Here is a 26,132-nt window from a genome sequence, read left to right as displayed (position 1 = left end):
TAGCTTAACTTAACTTTGCTTAGGTTATTGAATAATCAATATTCAGATATAATTTGTCCGAAATGTGTCCGAAAAAAGAAAAAGCCACTGATTATCAGTGGCTTTTGTCGGGGTGGCAGTAATCGCGCGGATTTACAGGCACGTCGGATATGTTTACAAAAACTCCGTTTTTGACACATATCCCGTGCCAAAGGGTGCCCCTTTGAAACCCTCCAGCGCCCCGCTCAATCGCGGGGCAGGGTGACGCGGTGGGGTAGGTCGGGACTGGGGCCGTCCTCGTCCAGGAACGCCACTTCGGCGCGTTCCAGGGTGCAGCCATCGAGGTTCAATTCTTCCATGTCCTTGAGGGTGAAAACCCCCGCCTCCTCGCGGCTCTTGGTGTACCCGTAGCCCTTGGGTTTCCAGTACTCCAGACCTGTCTTGATGTAATACATGCTCATGGCCATACCTCGTCCTTGAGTTTCGATATAACGGAATCCAGCGCCGTTCTGGTGGTGCCGTCCAGCGTGTCTATACCCCTGTCGTAAGCCTCCAAAACAGCGGCCATTTCAGCGGCTGTGATGCTGATAGTGGCCGTGGTGTCCCTTACGATATGGGAGTAATCAGGCTTGCCGAAAAGGGCTTTGAGTGGATCTGTCATGGCTGATCTCCAAACATATCAAGCGTGTCTGTATCCCACTCTATTGTAAACAAGACATTTTTATCTTTTATATTCAATGGCTTATTTTCCTGCTAATTGGTAATACCATGAAAAATACCATGCTCAGAAAAGGCTTAACAATATTTTGAAAAATTGCCTACTGAGCGCTGCCGCACAGCTCCATAGGCCGCTTTCCTGGCTTTGCTTCCAGATGTATGCTCTTCTGCTCCTGCAGCTAATGGATCACCGCAAACAGGTTACTCGCCTGGGGATTCCCTTTCGACCCGAGCATCCGTATGAGACTCATGCTCGATTATTATTTTTGAGCGAATTTATTTTCCATCACGACAGTAAATGAAATGGGGTTAAGGTTAACCCCATTTTTTAATATCTCATAGTGTAGATGAGGGCCAGTGGATACGCCAGTATTTCCTACATAAGCAATAACTTTTCCAATCTTGACAGAATCCCCAGGACTCACAATGAAGTTTGATAAATGGCCATATATAGTTTCAAAACCAAAACTATGCTTTACTTTTACCATTGTTCCATAGCCTTTTACGCCTTTAGTGGCCACCGTCACTATACCATCTGCAGGAGCATAAACAGGTGTACCTTTCGGTGAAGCATAGTCTATACCTTTATGGTTAGATGATGCTCCCTTTTTTGGGGCAACCCGTCTACCGAAAGTTGAAGATATCCTAGCCTCGCCTGGTCTAATAGGGAAGAGGACAGGAAACTTTCTAAGATTGGGCGAATAGATTAAAATCTTATCCATTACTATCTTAATATCATCAATGTTTCTAGCTTTTACCAGGATGTCTTTTTCAACTGAATAGATCTTGGCCAAAATTTCATTTTTTTCAGAATCCGACAATAAAAAGCTATTGAAAGACATGGAGAAAACCGAATATTCAAAACTATCGCAATACATCAGATATAAATGTTTATTGGATATCGATGTAAATAAAAATTTGCTCGTTGCTAATTCTTTAAAAGACGAGTTGAAGGTTTTCAACTATGAAATTAATAGAATTGGTAACAATATTAATCAGATTGCAAAAGCTATTTATACTAATAATATTTCTCATAAATCCGCTATCGAAGAGTTGCAAAATGATATGAAGTACTTATATAAATTTGCTATAGATTTAAATAAAAAAATTAGTGATCGCTAATATAACATCGGGTAAGAATGCCGCTTCCATGATACTTTATAATCACAATAAAGTAATGAAGGGAAAAGCTACTATAATAGATAGCTCTACCGATGCTATGGCAGATAAATCCATTGCTATTTCTGTTCTAGATACCCTTTCAGAAAAAACTAAAACTGAAAATTCTAATATTCAAATTTCCCTTTCACTTGCGATTGGTGAGGATCTTGATGACGCAACGTTTTCTAAAATTGCCAGGGAATATTTGGAGATGACCGGGTTTAGTGATCGACAATTCGTCGTTTACAGACATCACGACACAGCTCATCAGCATATACACATTTGTACATCTTTGATGAATGAAAATGGAGAGAAAGTAAATATGTACAATAATTATTTTGCCTCTCAAAAAGCCACTAGAGAAATAGAAAAAAAATACAATTTGAAACTTGTTTCTTCCTTTAAACCAAGTAAGGAAAACGGCGTTTTAAAAGGTCTAAAGGATTATAAGGAGCTTGTTGCTGACATTGCATCGGAAAAAGCAAGCAAAGCCCAGGTTCGTAAGATTGTTGCTAAGGCTAGCACACTAGTTCTGCAGCAGTACAAGCCAACTACATTCGCAGAAACCAGAAAATTGTACAAACAATTAGGAGTAGAGATAAAAGAGGTTAAAGACGAATTTGATAGCCATAAAGGTTATGTATTTGGTCTTCTTGACCGACCTGATACACCAATGATCAAGGCATCAGACCTTTATTTGGCTTTCAATGAAAAAATACTTTCAAGGGCGTTTCAAAAGAACATCGGTAAAAAAGAAAAATCCAACCCCAAACGAATAGACCGTACATTATCACTTCTATTCAAAAACTATGATTCGATCAATTCTGTAGACTTTGAGCGATTACTTAAAGAAAAAAACATAGTTCCTCTATATGATACCTACAAAGATGGTAGGGCATACGGCTTGTCATACTTTGACGAAAAAACAGGGTTTATATTTAAAGCATCAGACATAAATAAAGACTATTCATTCAATGCTATTAAAGACCGAGTAAACGATACTATCGCAACCAAGCCAACCATAAGTAAACTTCTTGAGGATAACTTCTATAAGCTTTATAACGAAATGCGATCATTGGGCATAAGAACCTCTGCCTTAAATTTTGCAAAAGAAGAAAATACTTCTAGCGATCTAAAAATCGCTTTGTTTAATGAAGGCATAAAAGATGATAACCTTGAACACTTAGTAAAAAATTACCTAGTTGATAAGATAAATAAACTGGAGCAATCTGCTTCTTTCGTTGAGGAAAAGGGATTGATCTTTAAAGCTCTAGGGGAATACTACCAGACGAATTTACAGGAATATCTGACTAATTATGACGGAGTGACCGAGACAGATTATATAGAAAATCAATTTCAACATGAGGGCTCAGACTATGTTGATTTTATAAAATCAACTATTGATTTGAAACTGATTACTAATGCTGGCATTCAAGATTCTGTAGAGAGTTTTATAGAAAACAAGGTACAGGAATTTGCTCTGATTCCTCTAAAAGAACATATTAAAAAAAGTGTTCAAGAACAGTTTACTGACATATTAACTGACTTAAATAATGTCGAAAAAATTAAATATATCACCAATAATCATGAAGCATTAGCAAATACAGTAATTGACCTGGTTAAAGAAGAAACATCCCAAACTGAAGAATTACAGAAGTTTGATATACAAACAATAAAAGAAGTTCTTGAATCGAATGTCAATGCTTATCTAAATTCACAGGTTGTACTTGCCAAAACAGATATTGTACAGAAAGCAGCAGCACAATTAATTTCAGGTGGATTAGACCAAAGGATAGACCAATACAATTATTTCTTATTGGACAAATCAAATTATGCTCAACAAATTTTATCAAAATTAGACTTTTCAGAAACTAATCTATTTAAAGAAACTGAACTTGATGCATATTTAAAAAGGCACATTGAAAAGGTTGAATCTGTAATCTTGCCTTTTTTGGAGCTAAACAAGCTCATAAACAACAAAGCCGAAGAGCGAGACCAGTTTATAGCCTACACAAATTTAATGGAGGAAGGCGAGCCCAAGTTATCAAAATTATACTTTAAATATAATGCCAATGAGTTTTCAAGTTATATTGATCTGTTTGGAAAGGACCAAGATAAGTTGAAACTGTATATTGTAGAAAAGGCTGAACAGTTAGCAATAGGGAAGGCGATAACCGAGGAATTTTCATCTCTTGTTGATTCTTTAAGACAGGATTTTACATTAGATGTCAAACATCACATTACAGGTAATCTAACTATAGATTTTTATAATTATGCTTTAACTCACAAGGAAGGAATTTCAGACTTGTTAAAGCAAAAACTTCAAAATTTGAAGGACTTCCCATTTGAGAAGAAAGAAATACTGATAGACCAGGCATTGTCCGCTGATGGAAGAATGGCTAAATATTTTGATAAAATATATAGCGATTACCTTCCAATGTCAACAGCTAATGTTATCATCAAAAACACTTTAAATACATATATAAATGGCTGGAAGGCGGCCGGACTATCGAAAAAACAGATTGCAGGCAATCTTTCCAATCCTAATATATTGGATCAGATACGAACATCAATTGACGGTAATTTAAAGTCGAATGATATATCGAATAGAATTTTTGATAAAGATGATCTTGTTGTAAAACTTGAAAACAGGATAGGGGAGATAATCAACAACAGCTATTCTTTCTATGCTCAGGAAGCCCCTTCCAATGTTTTGAATGAGGCACAAACCATTGTTAATTCACTTGGCCAAATGTTCCAAAATACACCATCTAAGGACGGTTTAAATACCGCTAGAAATGATAAAAGAAAAAGAAAAACGCCAGATTAACATCTGATATAATAATAGAATTAAACGCATTAATAATTGAATTATGAGTAACCATCAGGAAGCCAACAACCTAATGAATTTAGGTTTACTCGTTGCAGCAGCAACACTGCTTTTGTCCTTTTATGTAATTGGGTATCCTCTTTTCCAATCGTTCGGTTTTACAAGCGCTACGGTTGAAAAATACATTCGAATTTATATATCAAAAGCTGGGGGAGTAATACAACTGGATTACATCTTTAAAGTTATAATCTTATACTTTGTCTTTTTATTCCTCTATGGAAATAAAGCGCGCCATTTTGAATTGACGTACTCATTGAATACGTATCTCAAAATAGGTATAGTTTTTACGGTTCTATTTGTGACCAGCAACCTTATTATCCTATTACCTTTTACCCATTCTGTAGTAGCATCTATTTATATAGCATTTACCTTGATTTGTTTCTATTATATGACTAGGAACTTATTTATTTACATCGCTATGGTTAAACAGAAAAACTTATTAAAGAATAGGTTCAACGAAGATGAAGAAGAATTTGATCAAGTAGATGAAAAAATAGGTGATGATCTATATTCTATTTATATACCGGCATTGACGCTTAATCGCTCGGCAATAAGAAAGCGCAAGCGAATTTATTGGAATATAGTTAATCCTTTTGCAGGGACAAGTGTAACAGGAAATCCCGGTACTGGTAAATCTTTTGTGTTTATAAATGAGTATATACGGCAATGCCTATTGAACGGGTTTACTGCATGCATCTATGATTACAAATTGGGAGAACTTACCAATATGACTTATAGGTACTTGATGATGAACAGTAAATCTATAATGAACCATCCAAATTTCAAAGGTAAGGTGCTGCCTAAATTCGTTGCATTCGACATTGATGATCCAATGCGATCAGTTCAGTTGAATCCCTTCTCGCCTGACAATCTCCAAGACGAGGAAGATTGTAAGGATATAGGCTATGTTTTCATGGAAAACTTAAATCGCACCTGGGCAACTAAACAAGGAGAATTTTTTCCTGAATCCGCAAAGAATTATTTTACAGCATGCATTACATTTCTACGATATACTTGTCTGGAAAGCAAAAGTGATACTATAGGAAACTGCAGCTCTTTTCCACATGTAATTTCGTTTATCAATAGTAAAGCCGGAAGAGAGAAAATGTTTACTGTTTTGGCCAACCATCCAAAGACCAGGATTATTTCCAGTGCGTTTAAAGATGCTTTGGATGATGGTGCAATGGAACAGCTGTCTGGACAAACGGCTACGGTAAAGATGGCTGTTTCTTCTATGGCAACGCCAAAAATATATTGGGCCTTCAGTGATAACGAAGCCTCTTGTTATATTTCGAATCCAAACGAGCCATATTATCTATGCTTAGTCAATAATGAACAGAAAGCGCAATCTTATACACCATGTCTATCATTAGTTTTGGGTCAGGTAGTGAAACGAATCAATAGACCAAACAATTTGCCATCACTCTTGGCAATCGATGAGCTTGCCACAGTGTATGTTAAGGATATTGATAAATTGATATCGACAGCAAGGAGCAACAAGGTTGCCGTACTCTTAGGTTTCCAAGATTTCACACAATTGATAAAAGATTATAAAAAGGAAATTGCCGATGTTGTGATCAATGTTTGTGGTAATGTTATTACAGGTAGAGTAGTTAGGGAAACAGCAAAAGCTTTTCAAGATATGTTTGGGAAAATTAAGCAAAAAAGACTTTCCGTCTCGCAGTCAAGTTCCGGCACATCGACCTCTACAAGCACACAATTGGAATTTGTGATTCCTGAAGCAAAAGTAGCCTCATTATCCCAAGGGGAATTTGCGCTAAAATTATCGGATACCGTTCAGCATAAGTTGCCTATAAAATTCTCAATTGGTGAAGCTGATATAGACTCATTGGGAGATCTTCGATTGGAACACCCAAACAACGAAAAATTCCAAAAAATGGAAAGGCCTATAATAAAAGAACAACGGTTTAAGGATAGCACAGGATCCATTAATATTGAAAAGGTTCAACAGGAAAATTATCAAAGGATTATGCGGGAAACTGAAGCCCTGATCGAACAGGAATATGCAAAAGTGATTTCAGGATATTATGACGATGAATTCTAACCATAGACCTTAATTTTATGTTAAACTTAAATTTGAAATTATGATTACAGTTATAGCAGAAAAACCATCTGTAGCCCGAGACCTGGCAAGTCATCTAAAGGCTAATAACAAACAACAGGGTTACTTCGAAGGAAATGGTTATTTCGTAACTTATGCTTTTGGTCATTTGGTAGGTTTGGCAGCTCCCGAAGAATACGGATATGCATCATTTTCCAAATCTGCCCTACCAATGTTACCAAGCGAGTTTAAATTGTCCGTAGTGCCTGAGCTCGTTAATGGGAAAAGGCAGGAGAGCAAGAGCGCGAGAGCGCAACTTTCGATTATCAATAAACTGTTCAACCAGAGCGAAGAGATAATAGTTGCAACTGACGCTGGAAGGGAAGGAGAGCTGATCTTCCGTAATATTTACAATTATCTAAAATGCAGGGTGCCATTCAAGCGCTTATGGATATCGTCCCTAACTCAACAGGCAATTGCGGATGGATTCAGCAATTTACAAAACGGAAAGGATTACGACAATCTTTTTTACTCTGCAGAAGCAAGGTCGCAAGCTGATTGGCTTTTAGGTTTGAATGCCACCACTGCAATAACCATTGCCAACCAAAACCGCACAATTTTGTCGTTAGGGAGAGTTCAAACACCCACTCTATGTTTAATCATACAAAGGTACCTCGAAAACAAAAACTTCGTTAAAACGCCTTATTTTGTTGTTAAGGGATTCTTTGAAAAAGATGGGATCAGGTTTGTAGCAAACAGCGATCAATATAAAGATAGAACACAAGTTCCAAACGTACAATCAATCCAGGGCAACCCCTTCCAAATTACCGAAGCAACTAAAACTACAGTCAATGAAAATGCACCATTACTTCACGATCTAAGTTCACTGCAGCAATTAGCCAATAAAAAATATGGCTATTCCGCAGACGAGGTTTTGAAGATTATGCAGGTGCTTTACGAATCTAAGTATATTACTTATCCACGAACAGGATCTAGATATATTGGAGATGACATATTCAAGGAAATACCACTACTTCTATCGAAGATAAAATCAAGTGGTATTTTGAACGACGCACAAAAATTTTATATATCTAAAGCGCTCACAGGTGAGCTAAATACCAGGTCTGTAAATGCTTCAAAGGTTACAGATCATCACGCGGTTCTAGTTACCGATTATTTTCCAGAGATATCCAAGCTAAAGGAAAATCAAAAGAACGTATATAACCTTGTTCTTCAACGGGTATTAGAAGCCTTTTCAGCGAAAGCCATTAAAGATAAAACCAAAATTATATTGACTCATCCCACTATTCAATTAAAGGCGACTGGATCTATCATTAAACAAAACGGATGGCTAGAAGTAGAGACCTTATTCAATCCTACTAAGAAAAATACCGAAAAAGATAACGAAGAGCAAGAGGATGAAAATGACTCATTACCACCTTTGAATATTGGAGATGTTATAGTCAATAATAAACTTGAAATTTTAAGCAAAGAAACAAAGCCCAAACCATTCCATACCGAGGGAACGTTATTACAAGCAATGGAAACTTCTGGTCAGGAAGTTGATGACGAAGAACTGAGGGAAACGTTAAAGGATATTGGGATCGGAACCCCTGCAACTCGTGCAAGTATCATTGAAACCCTGTTTTCAAGAAAATACATAGTAAAGGAAAAAAAATACCTTGTGCCTACGGAACTAGCACTATTCATTTATTCTCATCTTCAGGCACTGGAAATCTGCAAGGTTGACCTTACTGGTAAATGGGAGCAGAAACTAAATGAAATTGCTTCAGGAAAAATCACCAAAGATATTTTTGATGTAAATATTCGTAAATTTACAGAACGAATTGTAGGAAATATATTAGCTTTACAGTCCGTTTTTGAGAATGCAGCAATTCCTGGATTAACAAAATCCAACACTAAAGCCGAGATTTTATGCCCTAAATGCAAAAAATCTAATTTAGTGGAGGGGAAGTCTTCTTATTTCTGTGCTGAAGTGTTACAAAAAAATTGTAATTTTAGCATTAATAAGGTAATTGCGCAGTACAACCTAACGGAAAACATAATCAAAGAACTTTGTCTCAAAAAGAAATCGTCCCTGATTAAAGGGTTTGTTTCGAAGGGCAATAAAAAATTTGAAGCAAGGTTATTGTTAACAGATGATTTTAAAATAGAATTTGCATTTGACACTAAGAGAAAATAATTACAATGTCAATTAGAATAGAACCGGAACTCTTAAAATATCTTCATAACTTCGATGTTAAAGTTGTTGGAGAGCGTTTAAAACAAGTCCGCCTGCATTTCAGTAACCAAACCGCTCAGAAGGTTACCCAAAGCGACGTAAGTGAAATTTTGGGACTTAACGATTCTAATGCAACTCTTTCTAATTTGGAGGCTGGAAAAGGGGCAATCGGCAATTTCATTAAATTACTTTGCCTATACCACGGACTAGGATATAATTTAAATTGGATAATATTGCCCGATAATAGATTTGAAGAAATTTTAAACCGGCCGAGTATCAAGTCCCAACAACAATCCTTAGAAGAGGTTAATATCAATGATATTCTTTTTGAAAAGAACAAACATATAAAAAATGCGTTGATCGCAATAACCAACGCAGAAGAAGAATTGAAAGAATCGTTAAAATAAATTAGTTTTATTATTATTATAGAAGCCCCCATGAATAAATCGCTCATCATTTTCGGCATCGTCAACATAACCTCGGACAGTTTCTCCGATGGAGGCCGGTATCTGGCGCCAGACGCAGCCATTGCGCAGGCGCGTAAGCTGATGGCCGAGGGGGCAGATGTGATCGACCTCGGTCCGGCATCCAGCAATCCCGACGCCGCGCCTGTTTCGTCCGACACAGAAATCGCGCGTATCGCGCCGGTGCTGGACGCGCTCAAGGCAGATGGCATTCCCGTCTCGCTCGACAGTTATCAACCCGCGACGCAAGCCTATGCCTTGTCGCGTGGTGTGGCCTATCTCAATGATATTCGCGGTTTTCCAGACGCTGCGTTCTATCCGCAATTGGCGAAATCATCTGCCAAACTCGTCGTTATGCATTCGGTGCAAGACGGGCAGGCAGATCGGCGCGAGGCACCCGCTGGCGACATCATGGATCACATTGCGGCGTTCTTTGACGCGCGCATCGCGGCGCTGACGGGTGCCGGTATCAAACGCAACCGCCTTGTCCTTGATCCCGGCATGGGGTTTTTTCTGGGGGCTGCTCCCGAAACCTCGCTCTCGGTGCTGGCGCGGTTCGATGAATTGCGGCTGCGCTTCGATTTGCCGGTGCTTCTGTCTGTTTCGCGCAAATCCTTTCTGCGCGCGCTCACAGGCCGTGGTCCGGGGGATGTCGGGGCCGCGACACTCGCTGCAGAGCTTGCCGCCGCCGCAGGTGGAGCTGACTTCATCCGCACACACGAGCCGCGCCCCTTGCGCGACGGGCTGGCGGTATTGGCGGCGCTGAAAGAAACCGCAAGAATTCGTTAACTGCACATTCGGGATATTTCTCTATATTCGCGGTTCAGCAGGCATGTCCCCTTTGAGGGCGACCCGACGACAGGATAATCGACCTTATGGTGCGCAAATATTTCGGCACAGACGGTATTCGTGGCAAAGCCAACGAAGGCGCGATGACGGCGGAAACCGCCTTGCGCGTCGGCATGGCGGCTGGCCGTGTCTTTCGTCGCGGTGACCACCGCCATCGTGTCGTGATCGGCAAGGATACGCGCCTGTCGGGCTATATGCTTGAACCCGCGCTCACAGCCGGTTTCACCTCGATGGGCATGGACGTATTCCTTTTTGGCCCGCTGCCGACAACGTATAGGAAGAATAAACGCCCTTTTCACCCAAGTCCAACAGCTTTGGACCGCAGTTGACTCTTTCGACACCCCTGCGATGCAACCCAATCCGGCTGACGGGGAGCCAGCAACGCTGAAAATTTACCCTCCTCTTTCCCACTAGCGGCTCCTTTTCCGACAACCAGCACGGCGGATCCCTGCCGCGGCGCTGTGAACGCAGCATTTTGATTGGTATCGTTGGCCTTCAGGCTCGTCAGTCAAACAGACCCAGGAGCAGCTCAGCCGGTGGCGCCCGGCTTTCGGGTAACGCCCTGGTCCCGCTGGTTTCGGCTTTGTGCTTCAGGTGATCAAGGATCTGCTTGATCACTATAGGGTCTTCAATGCAGGCGATGACTTTCATGGCGCCGCCGCAGCCCTGGAGCGAAGCGGAAGGGATCGGGTGAGCACCCGGCGAAGCGAACCCTTGACGTGATGGAGTGACCCCCACGCTCAGGCAAGGGGGCAGGTAGAGCAGAGCGAAGCGGCGCGGCCACCTGCACCCCTGCCACGTGGCGAACGCGGGGTTTGGGGCAGCGCCCCAAGGTGTTCGCAACGACCGAAGGGAGGCGCAGGGCGAAGCCCGTAGAGCAAGGCCGCAGGCCGCTGCAACCGCGTAGCGGTCACGTACTTTACGGAGTAAAGTCTAGTGAGTACACTTCAAAGAAGTGGCCCGCCGGAGGCACATTCGTACCTCGACGGGCTGGCAGCAATCTGACAGTGCGGAGGGGGACGGATGGCGTTTGCGATCATGAGGGCGAAGAAGCTCAACAGCATGGGCACGGTGGCGGCTGCGTTGCAGCACTGCTACCGCGACCGCGAGACGCCGAACGCCGATCAGGAGCGCACACCGGACAACGATCACCTGGCGGCCAGATCGACCGATGAGGCGATGGGCAAGCTCAGGGAGCGGTTGCCGGAGAAGCGGCGCAAGGATGCGGTGCTGGCGGTCGAATACGTGATGAGCGCCTCGCCGGAGTGGTGGCAGACCGCAAGCGCCGACCAGCAGCGGGAGTTCTTCAAGCGATCGACCGAGTGGCTGGCCGACAAGTACGGCGCTGAGAACGTGGTCACGGCCACGATCCACCGGGATGAGCTGACCCCGCACCTGTCGGCGTTCGTGGTGCCTCGGACGGCTGACGGGCGCCTGAGTGCCAAGGAGTTCATTGGCAACCGGACGAAGATGAGCCAGGACCAGACCAGCTACGCCGAACGGGTGGCCGATCTGGGGCTTGAACGGGGCATCGAGGGCAGCAGGGCCACACACCAGCGAGTTAAAACCCACTATGGGGCGATCCAGCAGGCAGGCCGAGACGTGCCACACCTGACGCCTGACGAGCTGAAACCCCAGAAGGTCAAGGGGGTGTCACTGGCCGAGAAGGTGTTCGGAGCCGTGGAGACGGTCGAAGGGGTGGCGCAAAGGTTGAACGCCAAAATAATGGGGTCTGTGCAGCCGATGGCCGAGAAAGCCGCTGTAAGCGCCCAGAACGAGCGAAGAGCCAAGGAGCTAAGGGAAACCCTAGCCCAGCAGCAAAAACGCTTACAGGCCCTTCAGGAGCCGTTTAAGGGGCTATCCAAGGATCAGGTAGCGGGACTGATCCGGCAGGCGGTGAAATTGCGGCAGGAGAACGAGCAGGAGAAGCAGGAGCGCGCCCAGCAGATCAAAGAGCGATTCAAGGCCAAGCGGGAACGGGAGCGCAGCGACCGCAGCAGGGGCCGTTAACCCTTTTCAACCAACTTTAACCAACCTTGAACAACCTTAAACCATTGTTTAACCAACATTAAACCACTTTCAACCAACCCTAAACCACTTTCAACCAACCCTAAGCAACCGGGGTGTAAGGGCTGGCAGGATTGCTTTAGCCCCACTACCCCAAACTCATCCCTAAAGCTCCTGCGGATCGAACCACGGCTCGAACCTGCCACGAACAAAAAAAGCCCGACTACTGTCGAGCTTTTTTGTCGGGGTGGCAGGATTCGAACCTACGACCTCCACATCCCAAATGTGGCGCGATACCGGGCTACGCTACACCCCGAAAAGGTATCACCTTTTTTCTGTGGCACAAAGATAGGGTTAATTTTAATTTTGTCAATATGTTTTTTTGATTTGCAGTTTAAATGCTTGATAATATGCTTGATATTTTTTTATGCTGTTCACGCCAGGTAGGGGGTACGGGATGAAGTCTCCCGGCGCTAACAGACAACAAAGCAATAAACTTGTTTGAAGCCGGAATGGATACCTTTGCCTGCATGATGGGTATATATGTCACAGCATCATCTCACTTACTCTTTATGATAAAGTTAAATAGCTTCGCGGCACACATCTATGCCATAATGATTAGCTGTTGCATCAACAGGCTAAAGTAAACGAACCGTATACTTTCGTGCCGCGCTTTTGGGATGAAGCGTATTGATCTTAGTGTAAATACACTTGTGTTTGAATCTATGCTACGTAACATGCTTTTAACGAAAGGTTATTTTATCTGAAAAGAAGGATGATTTAATCTATAGTGTAATGTCGGTGCCTCCCAGTATGTGTACTCAAACGCATTGCGTAATGCGCGCTCTATAAAAGTGAGTGGAGTAGGGGATATGACTTCTGTATTTAGGTTAAAGAATATTGCAGACGGCTCAAAGTAGATCATTGTAGCCAAAATGTGGAATGTGATAGTCAAAAACACGGCGCAGGTAGTCGTTCAGACGAATGACATGATCGCTACAAGTGATGCGGCTACGATGAAGTATAATGCATCCGAATCCATGTTACGTAGCGAAAGAGTATTGAAATACGCTAAGAGTTTATCTTATAAAAACAGCCATATCGTGTAGGACATGGCTGTCGGATATCTAACGTGCTGTTTAAAAGAACTATTGCACAAAATCGGCTTCCGTTAATGAAATTTTGATAAAAAGATGTTGTGGAATCGGAACCGCAATCCCGCTGTCCAGAATCGGATCCTGCGCATAAAGTCTTACAGACCCGGTGGTATAATCATATGAATATGCAACCCCGTCTAAAGTGGTAGGAACCGCAAAATAGGTCTGTTCGTCATCAAAACTAATGGCTACATTAACAATTCCTTGGTTTACGTAATAATCCCTCAATTCAGGAACGTTTAAATCTACATAATCGGTATCCAGCTCATCTACTCCCCACTGATTTGCAGTTCGTTCATATACCATTGTGATACTCGGTACCACATCATAATACTCTTTTGTACAACTGCTTGTTACCGCCAGTGTCGCTGTGCCTATTAAAAAGGCTAATAGAATTTTTTTCATGTGTATCGTATAAGGGTGACTTAATTTATTTATATTCAATAAGACGTTAAAAAAAGTTAAAAGTTTAGTAGTAAGAAGCAAAAAATACGCCAAATAAAAAGCGCTATACCGGAGTAGAGCGCTTTTTATCTTTATATCTGAAAAATATTATTCCTTTTCTTTGCCTTTTGATTCGGAAATGTCGGACTCAATAGAATCATCTGGTGTCTCTTGTGGATTTACACCGCTGACGATAATTTCTTTTTTGTCCTCATCAAAATCGATATGTAAGATGGAACCATTTTTTACTTCACCTTTTAATATTTCTTCCGCGATAGGATCTTCCATATATTTTTGGATAGCTCGTTTCAACGGTCGAGCTCCGAAATTACTATCGTACCCTTTCTCGGCAATAAAGTTTTTAGCTTTATCGGTTAATTCGATATGATATCCTAAACCTTTGATGCGTTGGAAAAGATATTTTAATTCAATATCGATAATTTGGAAGATGTGTTCTTTATTCAATGAGTTGAATACAATAACATCATCGACCCGGTTTAAGAACTCCGGTGCAAAGGCACGTTTCAATGCGGTTTCGATAACTCCTCGCGAGTGAGCGTCCGCCTGGTTTGCTTTTGCAGAGGTCGTAAATCCTACACCTTGCCCGAACTCTTTTAATTGACGAGCACCAATGTTTGAGGTCATGATGATAATCGTATTGCGGAAATCTACCTTTCTTCCCAGACTGTCGGTTAATTGCCCCTCGTCCAAGACCTGCAGTAATAAGTTAAACACGTCTGGGTGGGCTTTCTCGATTTCGTCTAGTAACACGACCGAATACGGTTTACGACGTACTTTTTCAGTCAACTGTCCGCCTTCTTCATAGCCTACATATCCCGGAGGCGCACCTACTAAACGCGATACCGCGAACTTCTCCATATATTCGCTCATATCAATCTGGATCAGTGCATCTTCTGAATCAAACATGAATCGTGCGAGCTCTTTCGCTAATTCGGTTTTACCCACACCCGTCGGGCCTAGGAAGATGAAGGAACCAATAGGTTTTTTCGGATCTTTTAATCCCGCGCGTGTCCGTTGTATTGCTTTTACTAATTTCTGTACGGCGTCGTCTTGACCGATGATACGGCCTTTGACCGCTTCTGCCATATTCAATAGTTTCTGGCTATCCGTTTGATTAACACGTTGTACAGGAATACCCGTCATCATGGATACCACCTCCGCAACATTATCTTCTGCTACTGTATAACGTTTGGATTTGGTTTCGGCCTCCCAAGCTGCTTTCTCTTTATCCAGTTGATCGAGTAGTTTTTTCTCGGTATCTCTTAGTTTTGCGGCCTCTTCATATTTCTGACTACGCACCACTTTATTTTTTTCTACCTTCACTTCTTCAATTTTCTCTTCGATATCTAGGATAGATTGAGGCACATGAATATTATTTAAGTGTACGCGAGAACCTGCCTCGTCTAGTGCGTCAATAGCTTTATCGGGCAAGAAACGATCCGTAATATATCGGGTGGTCAAAGAAACACAAGCCTCGATGGCATCCGGTGTATAGGTCACGTTATGATGTTCCTCGTATTTGTCTTTTATACGATTCAAAATCTCCACAGTCTCCTCATGCGATGCTGGTTCTACAACAACTTTCTGGAAACGACGGTCTAACGCGCCGTCCTTCTCGATGTATTGGCGGTATTCGTCTAGCGTAGTTGCACCTATACATTGAATTTCTCCTCTGGCTAAAGCAGGTTTGAACATATTGGATGCATCCAGCGATCCGGAAGCGCCTCCCGCTCCTACAATCGTGTGGATTTCGTCGATAAACAAAATGACATCCGGTGATTTTTCCAACTCGTTCATAACCGCTTTCATACGTTCTTCAAATTGGCCGCGGTATTTTGTTCCGGCAACCAAAGACGCTAAATCGAGCGTAACAACACGTTTGTTGAATAACACGCGCGATACCTTGCGCTGCACGATCCGTAAAGCCAAGCCTTCCGCTATGGCCGATTTACCAACACCTGGCTCTCCAATTAATATCGGATTATTCTTTTTACGACGGGACAGTATCTGCGACACGCGCTCGATTTCTTTTTCACGTCCTACAATAGGATCTAATCGACCTTCTTCAGCCGCTTTGGTTAAATCACGTCCGAAGTTGTCTAGCACCGGAGTTTTCGATTTAATATCGGAAACTTTTTTAGGCGCGGTAAATTGTTGATCGTCATCCGCGAAATCATCATCGCCGGTCGACGAGCTTGCTGCTTCGTCTGTAATCGTAGTTTTGTTTTGCTCGACTTCGCTTTTAAATATATCGTATGTGATATTGTATTGCTGTAAGACTTGAGAAGCAATGTTCTCTTCGTCTCTTAAAATAGCTAATAACAAATGCTCGGTGCCGATGACATCACTTTTGAAAATCTTAGCTTCTAAATACGTTATTTTTAGTACTTTTTCTGCTTGTTTAGTCAACGGCATATTCCCAATAGGTGCGCGAGACATTGATGAGCCTTTGACGGCATCTTCAGTAGATTGACGGATTGATCCTATATCGACTCCAATATTTTTCAAAATCTTTATCGCCACTCCATCGCCTTCACGAATCAAGCCGAGCAAAAGATGTTCCGTGCCAATATAATCATGGCGAAGTCGTAATGCTTCTTCGCGGCTATAAGAAATAACATCTTTTACGCGTGGTGAAAATTTTGCTTCCATGTATTAAACCTTTCCTTATTTTAATGATAGGATGTTATAAATGTATAAAAATTTATTATAAATCCTATATAGTGTTTTATCAGATTTATCAATAATTACGCCACAGCGCGTAAACGATCAAAATGGCAGTCTTTCCGAACTAAAAATGACTATATTTGTACAAAAAATAGGAATACAATCTTATGTCTGACGAGAAAATTATTTTTTCAATGGCCGGTGTAAATAAGATATACCCGCCGCAAAAACAGGTTCTTAAAAACATCTACTTATCTTTTTTCTATGGTGCTAAAATAGGTGTCATTGGATTGAATGGTTCGGGTAAATCCTCCTTGCTTAAAATTATTGCGGGGTTGGATAAATCTTACCAGGGAGAAGTAGTTTTCTCTCCAGGATATTCCGTGGGGTATCTGGCTCAGGAGCCTGAACTGGATCAAGAGAAAACAGTGAAAGAGATTGTAGAAGAAGGAGTAGCAGAAACAACCGCTATCCTTAAAGAGTATGAAGAAATAAATGAGAAGTTCGGTTTGCCGGAAGTATATGAAAATCCGGACGAAATGGATAAACTGCTAACGCGGCAAGGGGAGTTGCAAGATCAAATCGACGCGACCAATGCCTGGGAATTGGATAGTAAACTGGAGCGGGCGATGGACGCCTTGCGTTGTCCGGATCCAGAAGCAAAAATTGCCAATTTGTCCGGTGGGGAGCGTAGAAGGGTGGCACTTTGTCGTTTGTTGTTACAGGAACCCGATGTTTTACTTCTGGATGAGCCTACCAACCACTTGGATGCGGAATCTATTGATTGGTTGGAACAACATTTAAAACAATACCAGGGTACGGTTATTGCGGTTACGCACGATCGCTATTTCTTGGATAATGTCGCGGGATGGATATTGGAGTTGGACAGAGGGGAGGGAATACCGTGGAAAGGAAATTATTCGTCTTGGTTAGACCAAAAAGCAAAACGTTTAGCGCAAGAAGAAAAGCAGGAAACCAAACGCCAGAAAACGCTTGAAAGGGAATTGGAATGGGTGCGGATGGCACCAAAAGCAAGGCATGCAAAATCGAAAGCGCGTTTACATAATTATGAAAAACTCGCGTCGGAGGAAACGAAAGATCGGGAAGAGAAGTTGGAGCTATTTATTCCGCCGGGGCCGCGATTGGGAAATACGGTTATTGAAGCTGATAATATTTCAAAAGCGTATGGCGATAAATTATTGTTCGAAAGCCTGAGTTTCTCGCTGCCGCCAGCAGGTATCGTCGGTATTATAGGGCCGAACGGTGCGGGTAAAACGACATTGTTTCGGTTGATTACGGGACAGGAACAGCCTGATACGGGTACTTTTAAAGTCGGTGAAACCGTCGTTTTGGGCTACGTCGATCAAAACCACGATGATTTAGATGCGGATAAGACGGTTTGGGAAAATATTACGGAAGGGAATGATAACATCCTACTCGGAAACCGACCGGTAAATTCCCGTGCTTATGTTTCAAAATTTAATTTTAATGGGGCAGATCAGCAAAAGAAGGTTGGTGTATTGTCGGGAGGGGAGCGAAATAGGGTTCATTTGGCCATTACATTAAAAAAATCTTCGAATGTGTTGCTTCTTGATGAACCGACCAATGATATTGATGTGAATACATTGAGAGCGCTGGAAGAAGGATTGGAAAATTTTGGTGGTTGTGCTGTAGTCATATCACACGATCGTTGGTTCCTTGATCGCATTTGTACGCATATTTTAGCTTTTGAAGGTGATTCTCAGGTGTATTTTTTTGAGGGGAATTATTCGGAATATGAAGAGAATCGTAAGAAACGTTTGGGTGATACGGGGCCGAAACGTATTAAATATAAAAAGTTGGTAAAATAGATGATCGATTCTGCTAAACTTCTTGAGGCGATTATCGAAAATGCAATTGATGGTATTATCACCATTGATAATCGCGGGATTGTGGAATCGATCAATCCCGCAGCATCTACGCTCTTCGGGTATAGTCCAAGTGAAGTAATTGGGAACAATATATCTATGTTGATGCCCGAGCCTGATCGCAGCCTCCATGATGAATATATAGAGCGCTATCAGACAACGGGGGTTAAAAAAATTATTGGGATTGGTCGAGAAGTTCGCGGATTAAAAAAGAACGGTACTACTTTTCCCTTTCGTTTAGCGGTAAGTGAAGTGCATTATCAAGAGAAAAATATCTTTACAGGTTTTATCCATGATTTAACGAAAGAACGCGCCGCGGAAGATGAATTACGGAAACATGCGGATGAATTGGAGGAGAAGGTGCGGGAGCGAACCAAAGATCTTATCAAATTGGTTTCCGAATTGGAGAAAGCAAAGTCTGATGTAAGCCTTTCTTTGGAAAAAGAGAAAGAACTTAACCAAATGAAATCACGCTTTGTTTCTATGGCTTCGCATGAGTTCCGTACACCATTAAGCTCGGTGCAGTTGTCTGCTTCCTTGATCGAGAAATATGCCGAGCGTCCTGATTTTTCAAATATTATTAAGCACACGAACCGGATCCGTAGCGCTGTTCAGTTATTAAATAATATATTGAATGATTTTCTATCCCTCGAAAAATTAGAAGCGGGTAGGGTGGTCGTGAATAAAGCAGATATTAATCTCGTGCAGCTTGCGGAGGAGATAACAGAGGAAATGCAGATGATTTGCAAAAAAAATCAGCATATCGTCTATCAGCACACTGGTGCAATTGGTACATTTTATTTGGACGCGCACTTGATTAAAAGTAGTGTAATCAATTTAATTTCAAATGCCATTAAATATTCGGGAGAAAATACATTTATTGAGTTTTCTACCGAAATAAAAGAGGGTGCATGTATCATTTTTATTAAGGATAATGGAATAGGAATTCCGATAGAAGACCAGAAAAACTTATTCGAGCCGTTTTTTAGGGCGCATAATACCGGGAATATCCCAGGGACGGGGTTAGGACTGAACATTGTTAAGCGTTACATAGAATTAATGGACGGAACTTTGGAATACCATTCTGCAATAAATGAGGGAGCCATGTTTAAAATGAGCTTCCAAGGATAAAGTACATTGGAAATGCCTAAAACGATATTGATCATTGAAGATAACTTCGAAATCCGAGAAGGGACAGCAGAAATTTTGTCCTTAACAGGTGAATACGAGGTGTTAACTGCCGTTGATGGCAAGCAAGGCGTAGACATGGCCATCAAGCATCGTCCTGATCTGATTTTATGTGATATCATGATGCCGGAACTTGACGGATATGGGGTGCTTTATATGCTAAGTAAGCATGAAACCACTGCGCATATTCCATTTATATTTCTGACTGCGAAGTCGGAACGAGGGGATATCCGTAAAGCGATGGAAATGGGAGCTGATGATTATTTGACAAAACCATTTGATGATATCGAGTTGCTGAATGCCATAGAAAGCCGTTTACGTAAGCGGAGTAAATTTTCAGCTAATGAGCATTTGATGAATGGGTCGCATGGTGTTTCGCTAAAACTTAACGAAGACGAACAGATTTATTTGTTGCAAGATTTAGTAAAAGAGGCTCGTGTCAAATCGCTTCGAAAAAAGCAACACATCTACGAAGCGGGGGATACACCGCTTTTCGTTTTTTATCTACTAAAAGGTAAAACACGTAGTTTTCTGTTGTATCAGGACGGTCGAGAATTGTCAACGGGTATTCATACGGAAGACTGCTTTTTTGGATACGAGGCACTGCTGCTTAATGAACAATATAGCGATAATGCGGAAGTGCTTGAAGATTGTGAAATTGCGCTGATTCCTAAAGATCGTTTTTTTGAATTGCTTTATAATAAGCCCGTTATTGCGAGTAAGTTTATTACATTGCTCTCGGGTAATATTCGTGAAAAAGAAGGGCAAATGCTGGGGTTTGCTTATGATACCGTGCGGAAGCGGGTAGCTAATGCATTGGTGAATGTGGCGGAAAAATCGACTTCACCAGGTCAGGATGGAGAAATTATTGTACGTATCTCTCGGGACGACCTTGCCGCGTTAGCCGGCACTGCTAATGAAACGATTAGCCGTATGCTGGCCGATTTCAAAGATGAAAAACTAATCACTAAAACAGGGAATGCGATCATTATTCCATCCATCGCTAAATTGAAAGCGGTGAGATGATTAAGTGATGAATATCATTTTCTAACTTGATGCGGTACATCCCAATATTCAGGGAGGCTTGTTATTTTTGTGTCAGTTTATATACTGAAGTTAGACCTCATGAAAGCTGTCGCATATAATATTAAGGATTATGAGAAGGAGTCGTTGGCGATTGCAAACGGTAAGATTCATGATCTGACGCTGATTTCCAATATGTTAAACCTTAGTACTATTCATTATGCTTACGGGAAAGAGGTGGTCATCGTTTCCGAGGACGATCTTTTGGGTGCTGAGTTGTTAGAAGAGTTACAACGAGCGGGTGTGCATAAGATAGTTACGCGTTCGATCACCACGCAGCATATTGATTTATTGCGTGCATACGCTTTAGGTATTCAGATAGCGAATACGCCTTACGAAGATCGCAGCCCGAAAGGTATTGCTGAACAGACTATTCGCAACCTCAATCTTTGGGGTCAGGGTAAATGTGTAGGATTAGCGTGTTGTTGTGTCAAGGAATGTAAACTGGAGAACTTAAGCACAAGAAATGATGGAACAAAATAATAGCTTGATCGCTAAGTATAATGTGGCAGCACCGCGTTATACGAGTTATCCCACAGTGCCTTTTTGGGAATCGGATAACTTTAATCAAACAGCGTGGATAGGTCGTTTGAAAACAACTTATACGGCTTCAAAGAAGGAGGGGATGAGCTTGTATGTGCATCTTCCATTTTGTGAAAGTTTATGTACTTATTGTGGGTGCAATACGCGTATTACCAAAAATCATGCAGTCGAAACACCTTATATTGACTATATTCTCCAAGAATGGCGGATGTATAAGGCGCTTATTGATGACGATATTGTGATCCGGGAAATACATTTAGGAGGGGGAACGCCGACCTTTTTCGAACCACAAAATCTACAACGTTTGATTTTAGGGTTATTGGATGGCGCAACCGTAAAAGAAGGGGCGTCGTTTTCGTTTGAGGCTCATCCCGCCAATACAAGCAAGGAACATCTGCAGGTTTTATTTGATCTTAATTTCAGACGTTTAAGTCTGGGGATTCAAGATTTTGATCCTCGAGTGCAACATATAATTAACCGTCATCAATCCGTGGAGGATGTGGTGCGCGTAATGGATGATGCTCGTGAAATAGGATATACTTCCATTAACTTTGATTTGATCTATGGTTTGCCTTTACAAACACGACAGACCGTGGCGGATACGATAGCGAAGTCGTTGCGTATGTCGCCAGATCGTATATCTTTTTATAGTTATGCGCATGTACCATGGGTGAAACCGGGGCAACGCCGATTTACGGAAGATGATCTACCGGCCGGTGAGGAGAAGCTTGCTCTTTACAGGTTGGGTAAACAAATGATTGAGGAAGAGGGTTATAGGGATGTGGGTATGGACCATTTTGCGAAACCTGACGATGAACTTTTCAAGGCTGCTTTAATGGGAAGTTTGCATCGAAATTTTATGGGTTATGCTGATCGCTATACGCCTGTATTAATAGGCTTGGGGGTATCGTCGATCAGTGATGCTTGGAGTAGTTTTGCGCAAAATGTAAAAAAGGTCGAACTGTATTACAAGATGCTGGACGAAGGAATCTTGCCAGTCGTAAAAGGACATTTGTTAAATGAGGAAGATCAGGTGTTGCGGCGCTATATATTAGACATGATGTGTAAAGGAAAGGTGGTGTTAAAGGCCGGCTTTCCGCTAAACGATTTAATTGTAAGACGTGTGCAGCCACTAGTAGCTGATGGGTTGGTGGAATGTAATGAAGAAGTGATATCGGCAACAAGTGTCGGGAAGTCTTTCTTGCGAAATATCTGTATGGCATTTGATCAGCGATTGCAGTTGTCAAAAGAATCAGAGCCGTTATTTAGCCAGGCGATATAGCTAATTTAGAGGGTTTTTAGGATTATTTCAGGAGTTTAGAGTAAGATAATGTTGGAGTCAAAACAAATCGCGAAAGAGAAAAAGTGTTTCCATTGTGGTGATAGGGTGGACGTAGCAGCTTATGAACTAGATAGTCATAGCTTTTGCTGTTTAGGGTGTCAAACAGTATATCAGATACTCAATGAAAGTAACCTGCATCATTATTATCGCTATAACCAACACCCAGGAAAAGCACAGAAAGGCCCCAAAGCGGATCTAAATTATCTGGACGAACCGAATATAGCAGCGAAGCTTGTGGATTATCGCGATGATGATGTTACTATAATTACGTTTTATATTCCGGTAATTCATTGCAGTTCTTGTATCTGGCTTTTGGAGAATCTCTATAAATTACATGCCGGCGTAAAAAGTTCGCAAGTTGATTTTATGAAGAAGCAGGCCAGTATCACGTTTAAACATCGGGAAATCTCTTTGCGACAGGTAGTGGATCTATTGGTGCAGATTGGGTACGAACCTAAAATTACGTTACAGGATGTTGTAAAAGAAGGGAAGAAGTTTAATCATCGTGGATTGATTGGTAAAATCACCGTAGCCGGATTTTGTTTTGGAAATTCGATGATGATTAGTTTTCCCGATTACTTTGGGATGGCAGCATTTGAGCAGGAGTATGCGCACTTTTTTGGATATATGAATCTTGCTTTTGGCATCCCTGTTTTATTGTATAGCGCATCGGATTATTTTAAATCGGCTTGGCTTAGCTTAAGACAGAGGCGATTGAATTTAGATGTGCCATTGGCGCTCGGTATTTTTGTGTTATTTTTTCGTTCGGCTTTGGAGATTTTGACGCAGACTGGTCCAGGCTTTATGGATACCCTATGTAGTCTGGTGTTTTTTATTTTGATCGGTAAATGGGTGCAACAGCGAACTTATTATCACATTTCGTTTGAACGCGATTATCGATCTTATTTCCCGGTTGCGGTGACGGTAGTTGAAGAGACTGGAGAAAAGCCCATACAAATAGCCGATTTAGCAGTTGGACAACGTATTTTGGTTCGGAACAATGAAATCATTCCAGCCGATGCCATCTTATTGAAAGGGAATGCCTCGGTCGATTTTAGTTTTGTAACGGGTGAATCAAAGGCGGTGGATAAAACATTGGGGGAGATTATATATGCTGGAGGAAGGCAGGTCGGAGAAGCGATTGAGTTGGAAGTGGTGAAAAATGTATCGCAAAGTTATTTGACCAGGTTGTGGAATAACGATAGTTTTAAAACACAGGAGAAAAAGTTTGATACCTTTATTGATTTTATCAGTAAATATTTTACCCTAGCATTAGTGAGTATAGCTATTATCGCGTGTGTTTTTTGGCTTTTTGGAGGTGACGCGAAAAAAGCATGGGGTGCCTTTACGGCCGTGTTAATTATTGCTTGCCCCTGTGCATTGGCATTGAGCTCTCCTTTTACGTTATCTGCTGCGTTAAGTATTTTCGATCGGAATAAGTTTTATATAAAGAATACGGCTGCCATAGAAAAAATGTCAGCTATAGATTGTGTCGTATTTGATAAAACGGGGACAATTTCCTCTCCTAAATCATCTTTAATGTTATTTGAAGGTCAATTGGAAGAAAGAGAGCGTGCTTTCGTTTCTTCGGTTTGCAGAAATTCCAATCATCCTTTAAGCAGGGAGATTGTCAAATGGATTGGAGATACCACAATTTTGCAGACAGATGCTTTTAAAGAAATTAGTGGTAAAGGGATGCAGGCCAGGTTTGGTTTGGACGAGGTTAAGGTGGGATCTGCTTCTTTTTTGGATGTTGAAAATAAATACCAGGATGGATCGGTTGTGTATGTCATGATAAATGGGGTGGTGAAAGGTTACTTTACTTTAGAGCAATCTTGGCGTGATGGCTTGCTGGAGGTTGTGGGTACCTTGAATAAAGAAGGGTATGACTTGCATTTAATTTCTGGCGATAATGAACGGCGTTCTGATGCCTTGAAGCTTATTTTCCCAAAACAGGCGAGTTTGTTATTCAATCAAAGCCCGTCGGATAAGTTACATAAAATTGATTTTTGGCAAGACAGGGGAAGGCAAGTGTGTATGTTGGGGGATGGGCTTAACGATGCGGGTGCATTGCGGAAAGCGGATTTAGGTATAGCTGTGTCGGACGATATCAATAATTTTTCACCGGGGTGTGATGCGATTTTAGATGGTGGTTCTTTTGGTAAATTGCCTTCCTTCTTTGAATTTGCGAAAGATGCGGTGAAGGTTATACACATGAGTTTTGCAATATCACTGATATATAATGTAGTGGGATTAAGTTTTGCTGTACAAGGTACAATGTCTCCCTTATTTGCGGCTATTCTGATGCCTATTAGTACAGTAACTATTATTTCGTTTACGAGTTTGATGACGCGCTGGTATGCTAAACGGAACGGTTTACTGGCTAATTTTTCTATATCTAATTAGGAATCAGTAAATTTGTAGTAGAATTTTAGAGGATGGGAATTATATTTTTTTTAATTGGTTGTAGCGTCTTTATCGCTTTGATATTTCTGGCGGCATTTTTCTGGGCTAATAAAACCGGACAGCATGAAGATACGTATACGCCCTCCGTTCGGATTCTATTTGATGATGAAGTAATGGAAGAAAACCATTCGGATGAGAACAAAAATGAGAAGGTGCGTTAATAATTGTAAATTTATTCCTCAATCTATCAGTGTTTTAAGGGTTATTGGGGTGTAAATAGTGTTTTTGTTCTTGGAGTGTGTTATAAAAGTTTCTACCTTTGCACCACTCCGCGAGGGAGGGACGGTGTCCGGATGACGGCCGCCAATGGTGAAAAGAGGGTTTAGAAACAAAATAAATTTTTTATTTGCTTCTTTCATAAAACTTCCTTACCTTTGCAGTCCCTTCGGGAACGAGGGGTGATAAAAACAAGATAACACGACCGGTTTTATTTCGGTTCTGTATAATAGCTGAAGCGCGATGCGGCGGCGATATAAGTTCTTTAAAGATAGATGATCATGTAGCGCAGCAGTTACCCCGTTGGGGGGATTGCTGTAGATTTAAGATTTACAATTGATCCGGTCCGGGCCGTACAGTACATTAATACTGACGATCCGGTCTAAGATACAGACCGGGGTCACTTTACATTTTTACAATGGAGAGTTTGATCCTGGCTCAGGATGAACGCTAGCGGCAGGCCTAATACATGCAAGTCGGACGGGATTGCAGTGTAGCTTGCTATACTGCATGAGAGTGGCGCACGGGTGCGTAACGCGTGAGCAACCTGCCCATGTCAGGGGGATAGCCCGTTGAAAGACGGATTAATACCGCATAACACATAGGGACCACCTGGTTTCTATGTCAAATATTTATAGGACATGGATGGGCTCGCGTGGCATTAGTTAGTTGGTAAGGTAACGGCTTACCAAGACGATGATGCCTAGGGGCTCTGAGAGGAGTGACC

General features: G+C 41.7%; 22 protein-coding genes, 1 tRNA gene, 1 rRNA gene and 1 pseudogene. 17 read left to right on the top strand and 8 right to left on the bottom strand.

Annotation, left to right across the window (positions count from 1 at the left end):
- Nucleotides 1-224: 224 nt before the first annotated feature.
- From LKO28_RS15245 to LKO28_RS15235, 3 genes are all read right to left on the bottom strand, one after another.
- Nucleotides 225-446: a hypothetical protein gene (locus tag LKO28_RS15245; protein ID WP_001251694.1), complete on the bottom strand. Its 222-nt coding sequence runs from the start codon at nt 444-446 to the stop codon at nt 225-227.
- Nucleotides 437-640 carry a hypothetical protein gene (locus LKO28_RS15240; RefSeq protein WP_000131876.1) on the bottom strand — a complete coding sequence of 68 codons (204 nt, stop codon included), beginning with the start codon at nt 638-640 and terminating at the stop codon, nt 437-439. The genes LKO28_RS15245 and LKO28_RS15240 overlap by 10 nt, the downstream gene beginning before the upstream one ends.
- A 316-nt stretch (nt 641-956) precedes the next feature.
- A complete protein-coding gene (locus tag LKO28_RS15235; protein WP_227695897.1) occupies nt 957-1,538 on the bottom strand; it encodes a M23 family metallopeptidase in 582 nt (193 codons plus the stop codon).
- On the opposite strand from LKO28_RS15235, the gene mobC reads away from it, so the two are divergent.
- The 7 genes from mobC to LKO28_RS15200 all read left to right on the top strand — a co-directional run bounded on the left by mobC (nt 1,537) and on the right by LKO28_RS15200 (nt 10,693).
- Nucleotides 1,537-1,818, top strand: a complete 282-nt coding sequence (mobC, locus tag LKO28_RS15230) for a plasmid mobilization relaxosome protein MobC (protein ID WP_227695896.1) — start codon at nt 1,537-1,539, stop codon at nt 1,816-1,818. The two genes, LKO28_RS15235 and mobC, sit on opposite strands and share 2 nt — an antisense overlap.
- 28 nt (nt 1,819-1,846) lie before the next feature.
- Nucleotides 1,847-4,687, top strand: coding sequence for a relaxase/mobilization nuclease domain-containing protein (locus LKO28_RS15225; protein ID WP_411028051.1), 2,841 nt, complete (start codon nt 1,847-1,849; stop codon nt 4,685-4,687).
- 43 nt (nt 4,688-4,730) lie between these two features.
- Nucleotides 4,731-6,812 carry a TraM recognition domain-containing protein gene (locus tag LKO28_RS15220; RefSeq protein WP_227695894.1) on the top strand — a complete coding sequence of 694 codons (2,082 nt, stop codon included), beginning with the start codon at nt 4,731-4,733 and terminating at the stop codon, nt 6,810-6,812.
- Between the two features lie 40 nt (nt 6,813-6,852).
- Nucleotides 6,853-9,012: a type IA DNA topoisomerase gene (gene topB, locus LKO28_RS15215; protein ID WP_227695893.1), complete on the top strand. Its 2,160-nt coding sequence runs from the start codon at nt 6,853-6,855 to the stop codon at nt 9,010-9,012.
- 5 nt (nt 9,013-9,017) lie between these two features.
- Nucleotides 9,018-9,458, top strand: a complete 441-nt coding sequence (locus tag LKO28_RS15210; RefSeq protein WP_227695892.1) for a hypothetical protein — start codon at nt 9,018-9,020, stop codon at nt 9,456-9,458.
- Between the two features lie 30 nt (nt 9,459-9,488).
- Complete coding sequence (gene sul2, locus LKO28_RS15205) at nt 9,489-10,304, top strand: sulfonamide-resistant dihydropteroate synthase Sul2 (RefSeq protein ID WP_001043260.1); 816 nt, start codon at nt 9,489-9,491, stop codon at nt 10,302-10,304.
- 86 nt (nt 10,305-10,390) lie between these two features.
- The gene (locus tag LKO28_RS15200) at nt 10,391-10,693 is read left to right on the top strand and encodes a phosphoglucosamine mutase (RefSeq protein ID WP_000251875.1); all 303 of its coding nucleotides are present in this window, start codon (nt 10,391-10,393) and stop codon (nt 10,691-10,693) included.
- Between the two features lie 175 nt (nt 10,694-10,868).
- On the opposite strand, the pseudogene LKO28_RS15195 reads toward LKO28_RS15200, so the two are convergent.
- Nucleotides 10,869-11,030, bottom strand: a pseudogene (locus tag LKO28_RS15195) (IS91 family transposase); the annotation flags it as partial.
- A gap of 357 nt (nt 11,031-11,387) precedes the next feature.
- On the opposite strand from LKO28_RS15195, the gene mobV reads away from it, so the two are divergent.
- Nucleotides 11,388-12,374, top strand: a complete 987-nt coding sequence (gene mobV, locus LKO28_RS15190) for a MobV family relaxase (RefSeq protein WP_000852935.1) — start codon at nt 11,388-11,390, stop codon at nt 12,372-12,374.
- Here the strand turns inward: mobV and LKO28_RS15185 are convergent.
- Both LKO28_RS15185 and LKO28_RS15180 read right to left on the bottom strand, forming a co-directional pair.
- Nucleotides 12,371-12,577, bottom strand: coding sequence for a hypothetical protein (locus tag LKO28_RS15185; RefSeq protein ID WP_227695890.1), 207 nt, complete (start codon nt 12,575-12,577; stop codon nt 12,371-12,373). The two genes, mobV and LKO28_RS15185, sit on opposite strands and share 4 nt — an antisense overlap.
- 36 nt (nt 12,578-12,613) lie before the next feature.
- Nucleotides 12,614-12,687, bottom strand: a tRNA-Pro gene (locus LKO28_RS15180).
- Between the two features lie 628 nt (nt 12,688-13,315).
- On the opposite strand from LKO28_RS15180, the gene LKO28_RS15175 reads away from it, so the two are divergent.
- Nucleotides 13,316-13,480: a hypothetical protein gene (locus tag LKO28_RS15175; RefSeq protein ID WP_227695889.1), complete on the top strand. Its 165-nt coding sequence runs from the start codon at nt 13,316-13,318 to the stop codon at nt 13,478-13,480.
- 39 nt (nt 13,481-13,519) lie between these two features.
- On the opposite strand, the gene LKO28_RS15170 is transcribed toward LKO28_RS15175, so the two are convergent.
- Nucleotides 13,520-13,933, bottom strand: coding sequence for a hypothetical protein (locus tag LKO28_RS15170; RefSeq protein WP_227695888.1), 414 nt, complete (start codon nt 13,931-13,933; stop codon nt 13,520-13,522).
- A gap of 147 nt (nt 13,934-14,080) precedes the next feature.
- Nucleotides 14,081-16,645: an ATP-dependent Clp protease ATP-binding subunit gene (locus LKO28_RS15165; RefSeq protein WP_227695887.1), complete on the bottom strand. Its 2,565-nt coding sequence runs from the start codon at nt 16,643-16,645 to the stop codon at nt 14,081-14,083.
- A 182-nt stretch (nt 16,646-16,827) separates the two neighbouring features.
- On the opposite strand from LKO28_RS15165, the gene ettA reads away from it, so the two are divergent.
- From ettA to LKO28_RS15125, 8 genes are all read left to right on the top strand, one after another.
- Nucleotides 16,828-18,510, top strand: a complete 1,683-nt coding sequence (gene ettA / locus LKO28_RS15160; protein ID WP_227695886.1) for an energy-dependent translational throttle protein EttA — start codon at nt 16,828-16,830, stop codon at nt 18,508-18,510.
- A gap of 3 nt (nt 18,511-18,513) precedes the next feature.
- Nucleotides 18,514-19,698, top strand: coding sequence for a PAS domain S-box protein (locus LKO28_RS15155; RefSeq protein ID WP_227695899.1), 1,185 nt, complete (start codon nt 18,514-18,516; stop codon nt 19,696-19,698).
- Between the two features lie 12 nt (nt 19,699-19,710).
- Nucleotides 19,711-20,781, top strand: a complete 1,071-nt coding sequence (locus LKO28_RS15150) for a response regulator (protein ID WP_227695885.1) — start codon at nt 19,711-19,713, stop codon at nt 20,779-20,781.
- Between the two features lie 99 nt (nt 20,782-20,880).
- On the top strand, nt 20,881-21,321 hold the full coding sequence (locus LKO28_RS15145; protein WP_227695884.1) for a lactate dehydrogenase: 441 nt from the start codon (nt 20,881-20,883) through the stop codon (nt 21,319-21,321).
- Nucleotides 21,308-22,663 carry an oxygen-independent coproporphyrinogen III oxidase gene (gene hemN, locus LKO28_RS15140; RefSeq protein ID WP_227695898.1) on the top strand — a complete coding sequence of 452 codons (1,356 nt, stop codon included), beginning with the start codon at nt 21,308-21,310 and terminating at the stop codon, nt 22,661-22,663. Before LKO28_RS15145 ends, hemN begins: the two co-directional genes overlap by 14 nt.
- Before the next feature lie 48 nt (nt 22,664-22,711).
- Nucleotides 22,712-25,129: a heavy metal translocating P-type ATPase gene (locus LKO28_RS15135; RefSeq protein ID WP_227695882.1), complete on the top strand. Its 2,418-nt coding sequence runs from the start codon at nt 22,712-22,714 to the stop codon at nt 25,127-25,129.
- A gap of 32 nt (nt 25,130-25,161) precedes the next feature.
- On the top strand, nt 25,162-25,350 hold the full coding sequence (ccoS, locus tag LKO28_RS15130; protein WP_227695881.1) for a cbb3-type cytochrome oxidase assembly protein CcoS: 189 nt from the start codon (nt 25,162-25,164) through the stop codon (nt 25,348-25,350).
- A gap of 470 nt (nt 25,351-25,820) precedes the next feature.
- Nucleotides 25,821-26,132: ribosomal RNA gene (locus tag LKO28_RS15125) — 16S ribosomal RNA — on the top strand; the annotation flags it as partial.

Origin of the sequence: Sphingobacterium sp. FBM7-1 (assembly GCF_020687765.1) — a bacterium.
Taxonomy (GTDB): Bacteria; Bacteroidota; Bacteroidia; order Sphingobacteriales; family Sphingobacteriaceae; genus Sphingobacterium.
The sequence above is the reverse complement of the archived record's forward strand: the minus strand, read 5'-3'. Positions and strand labels throughout refer to the sequence as shown.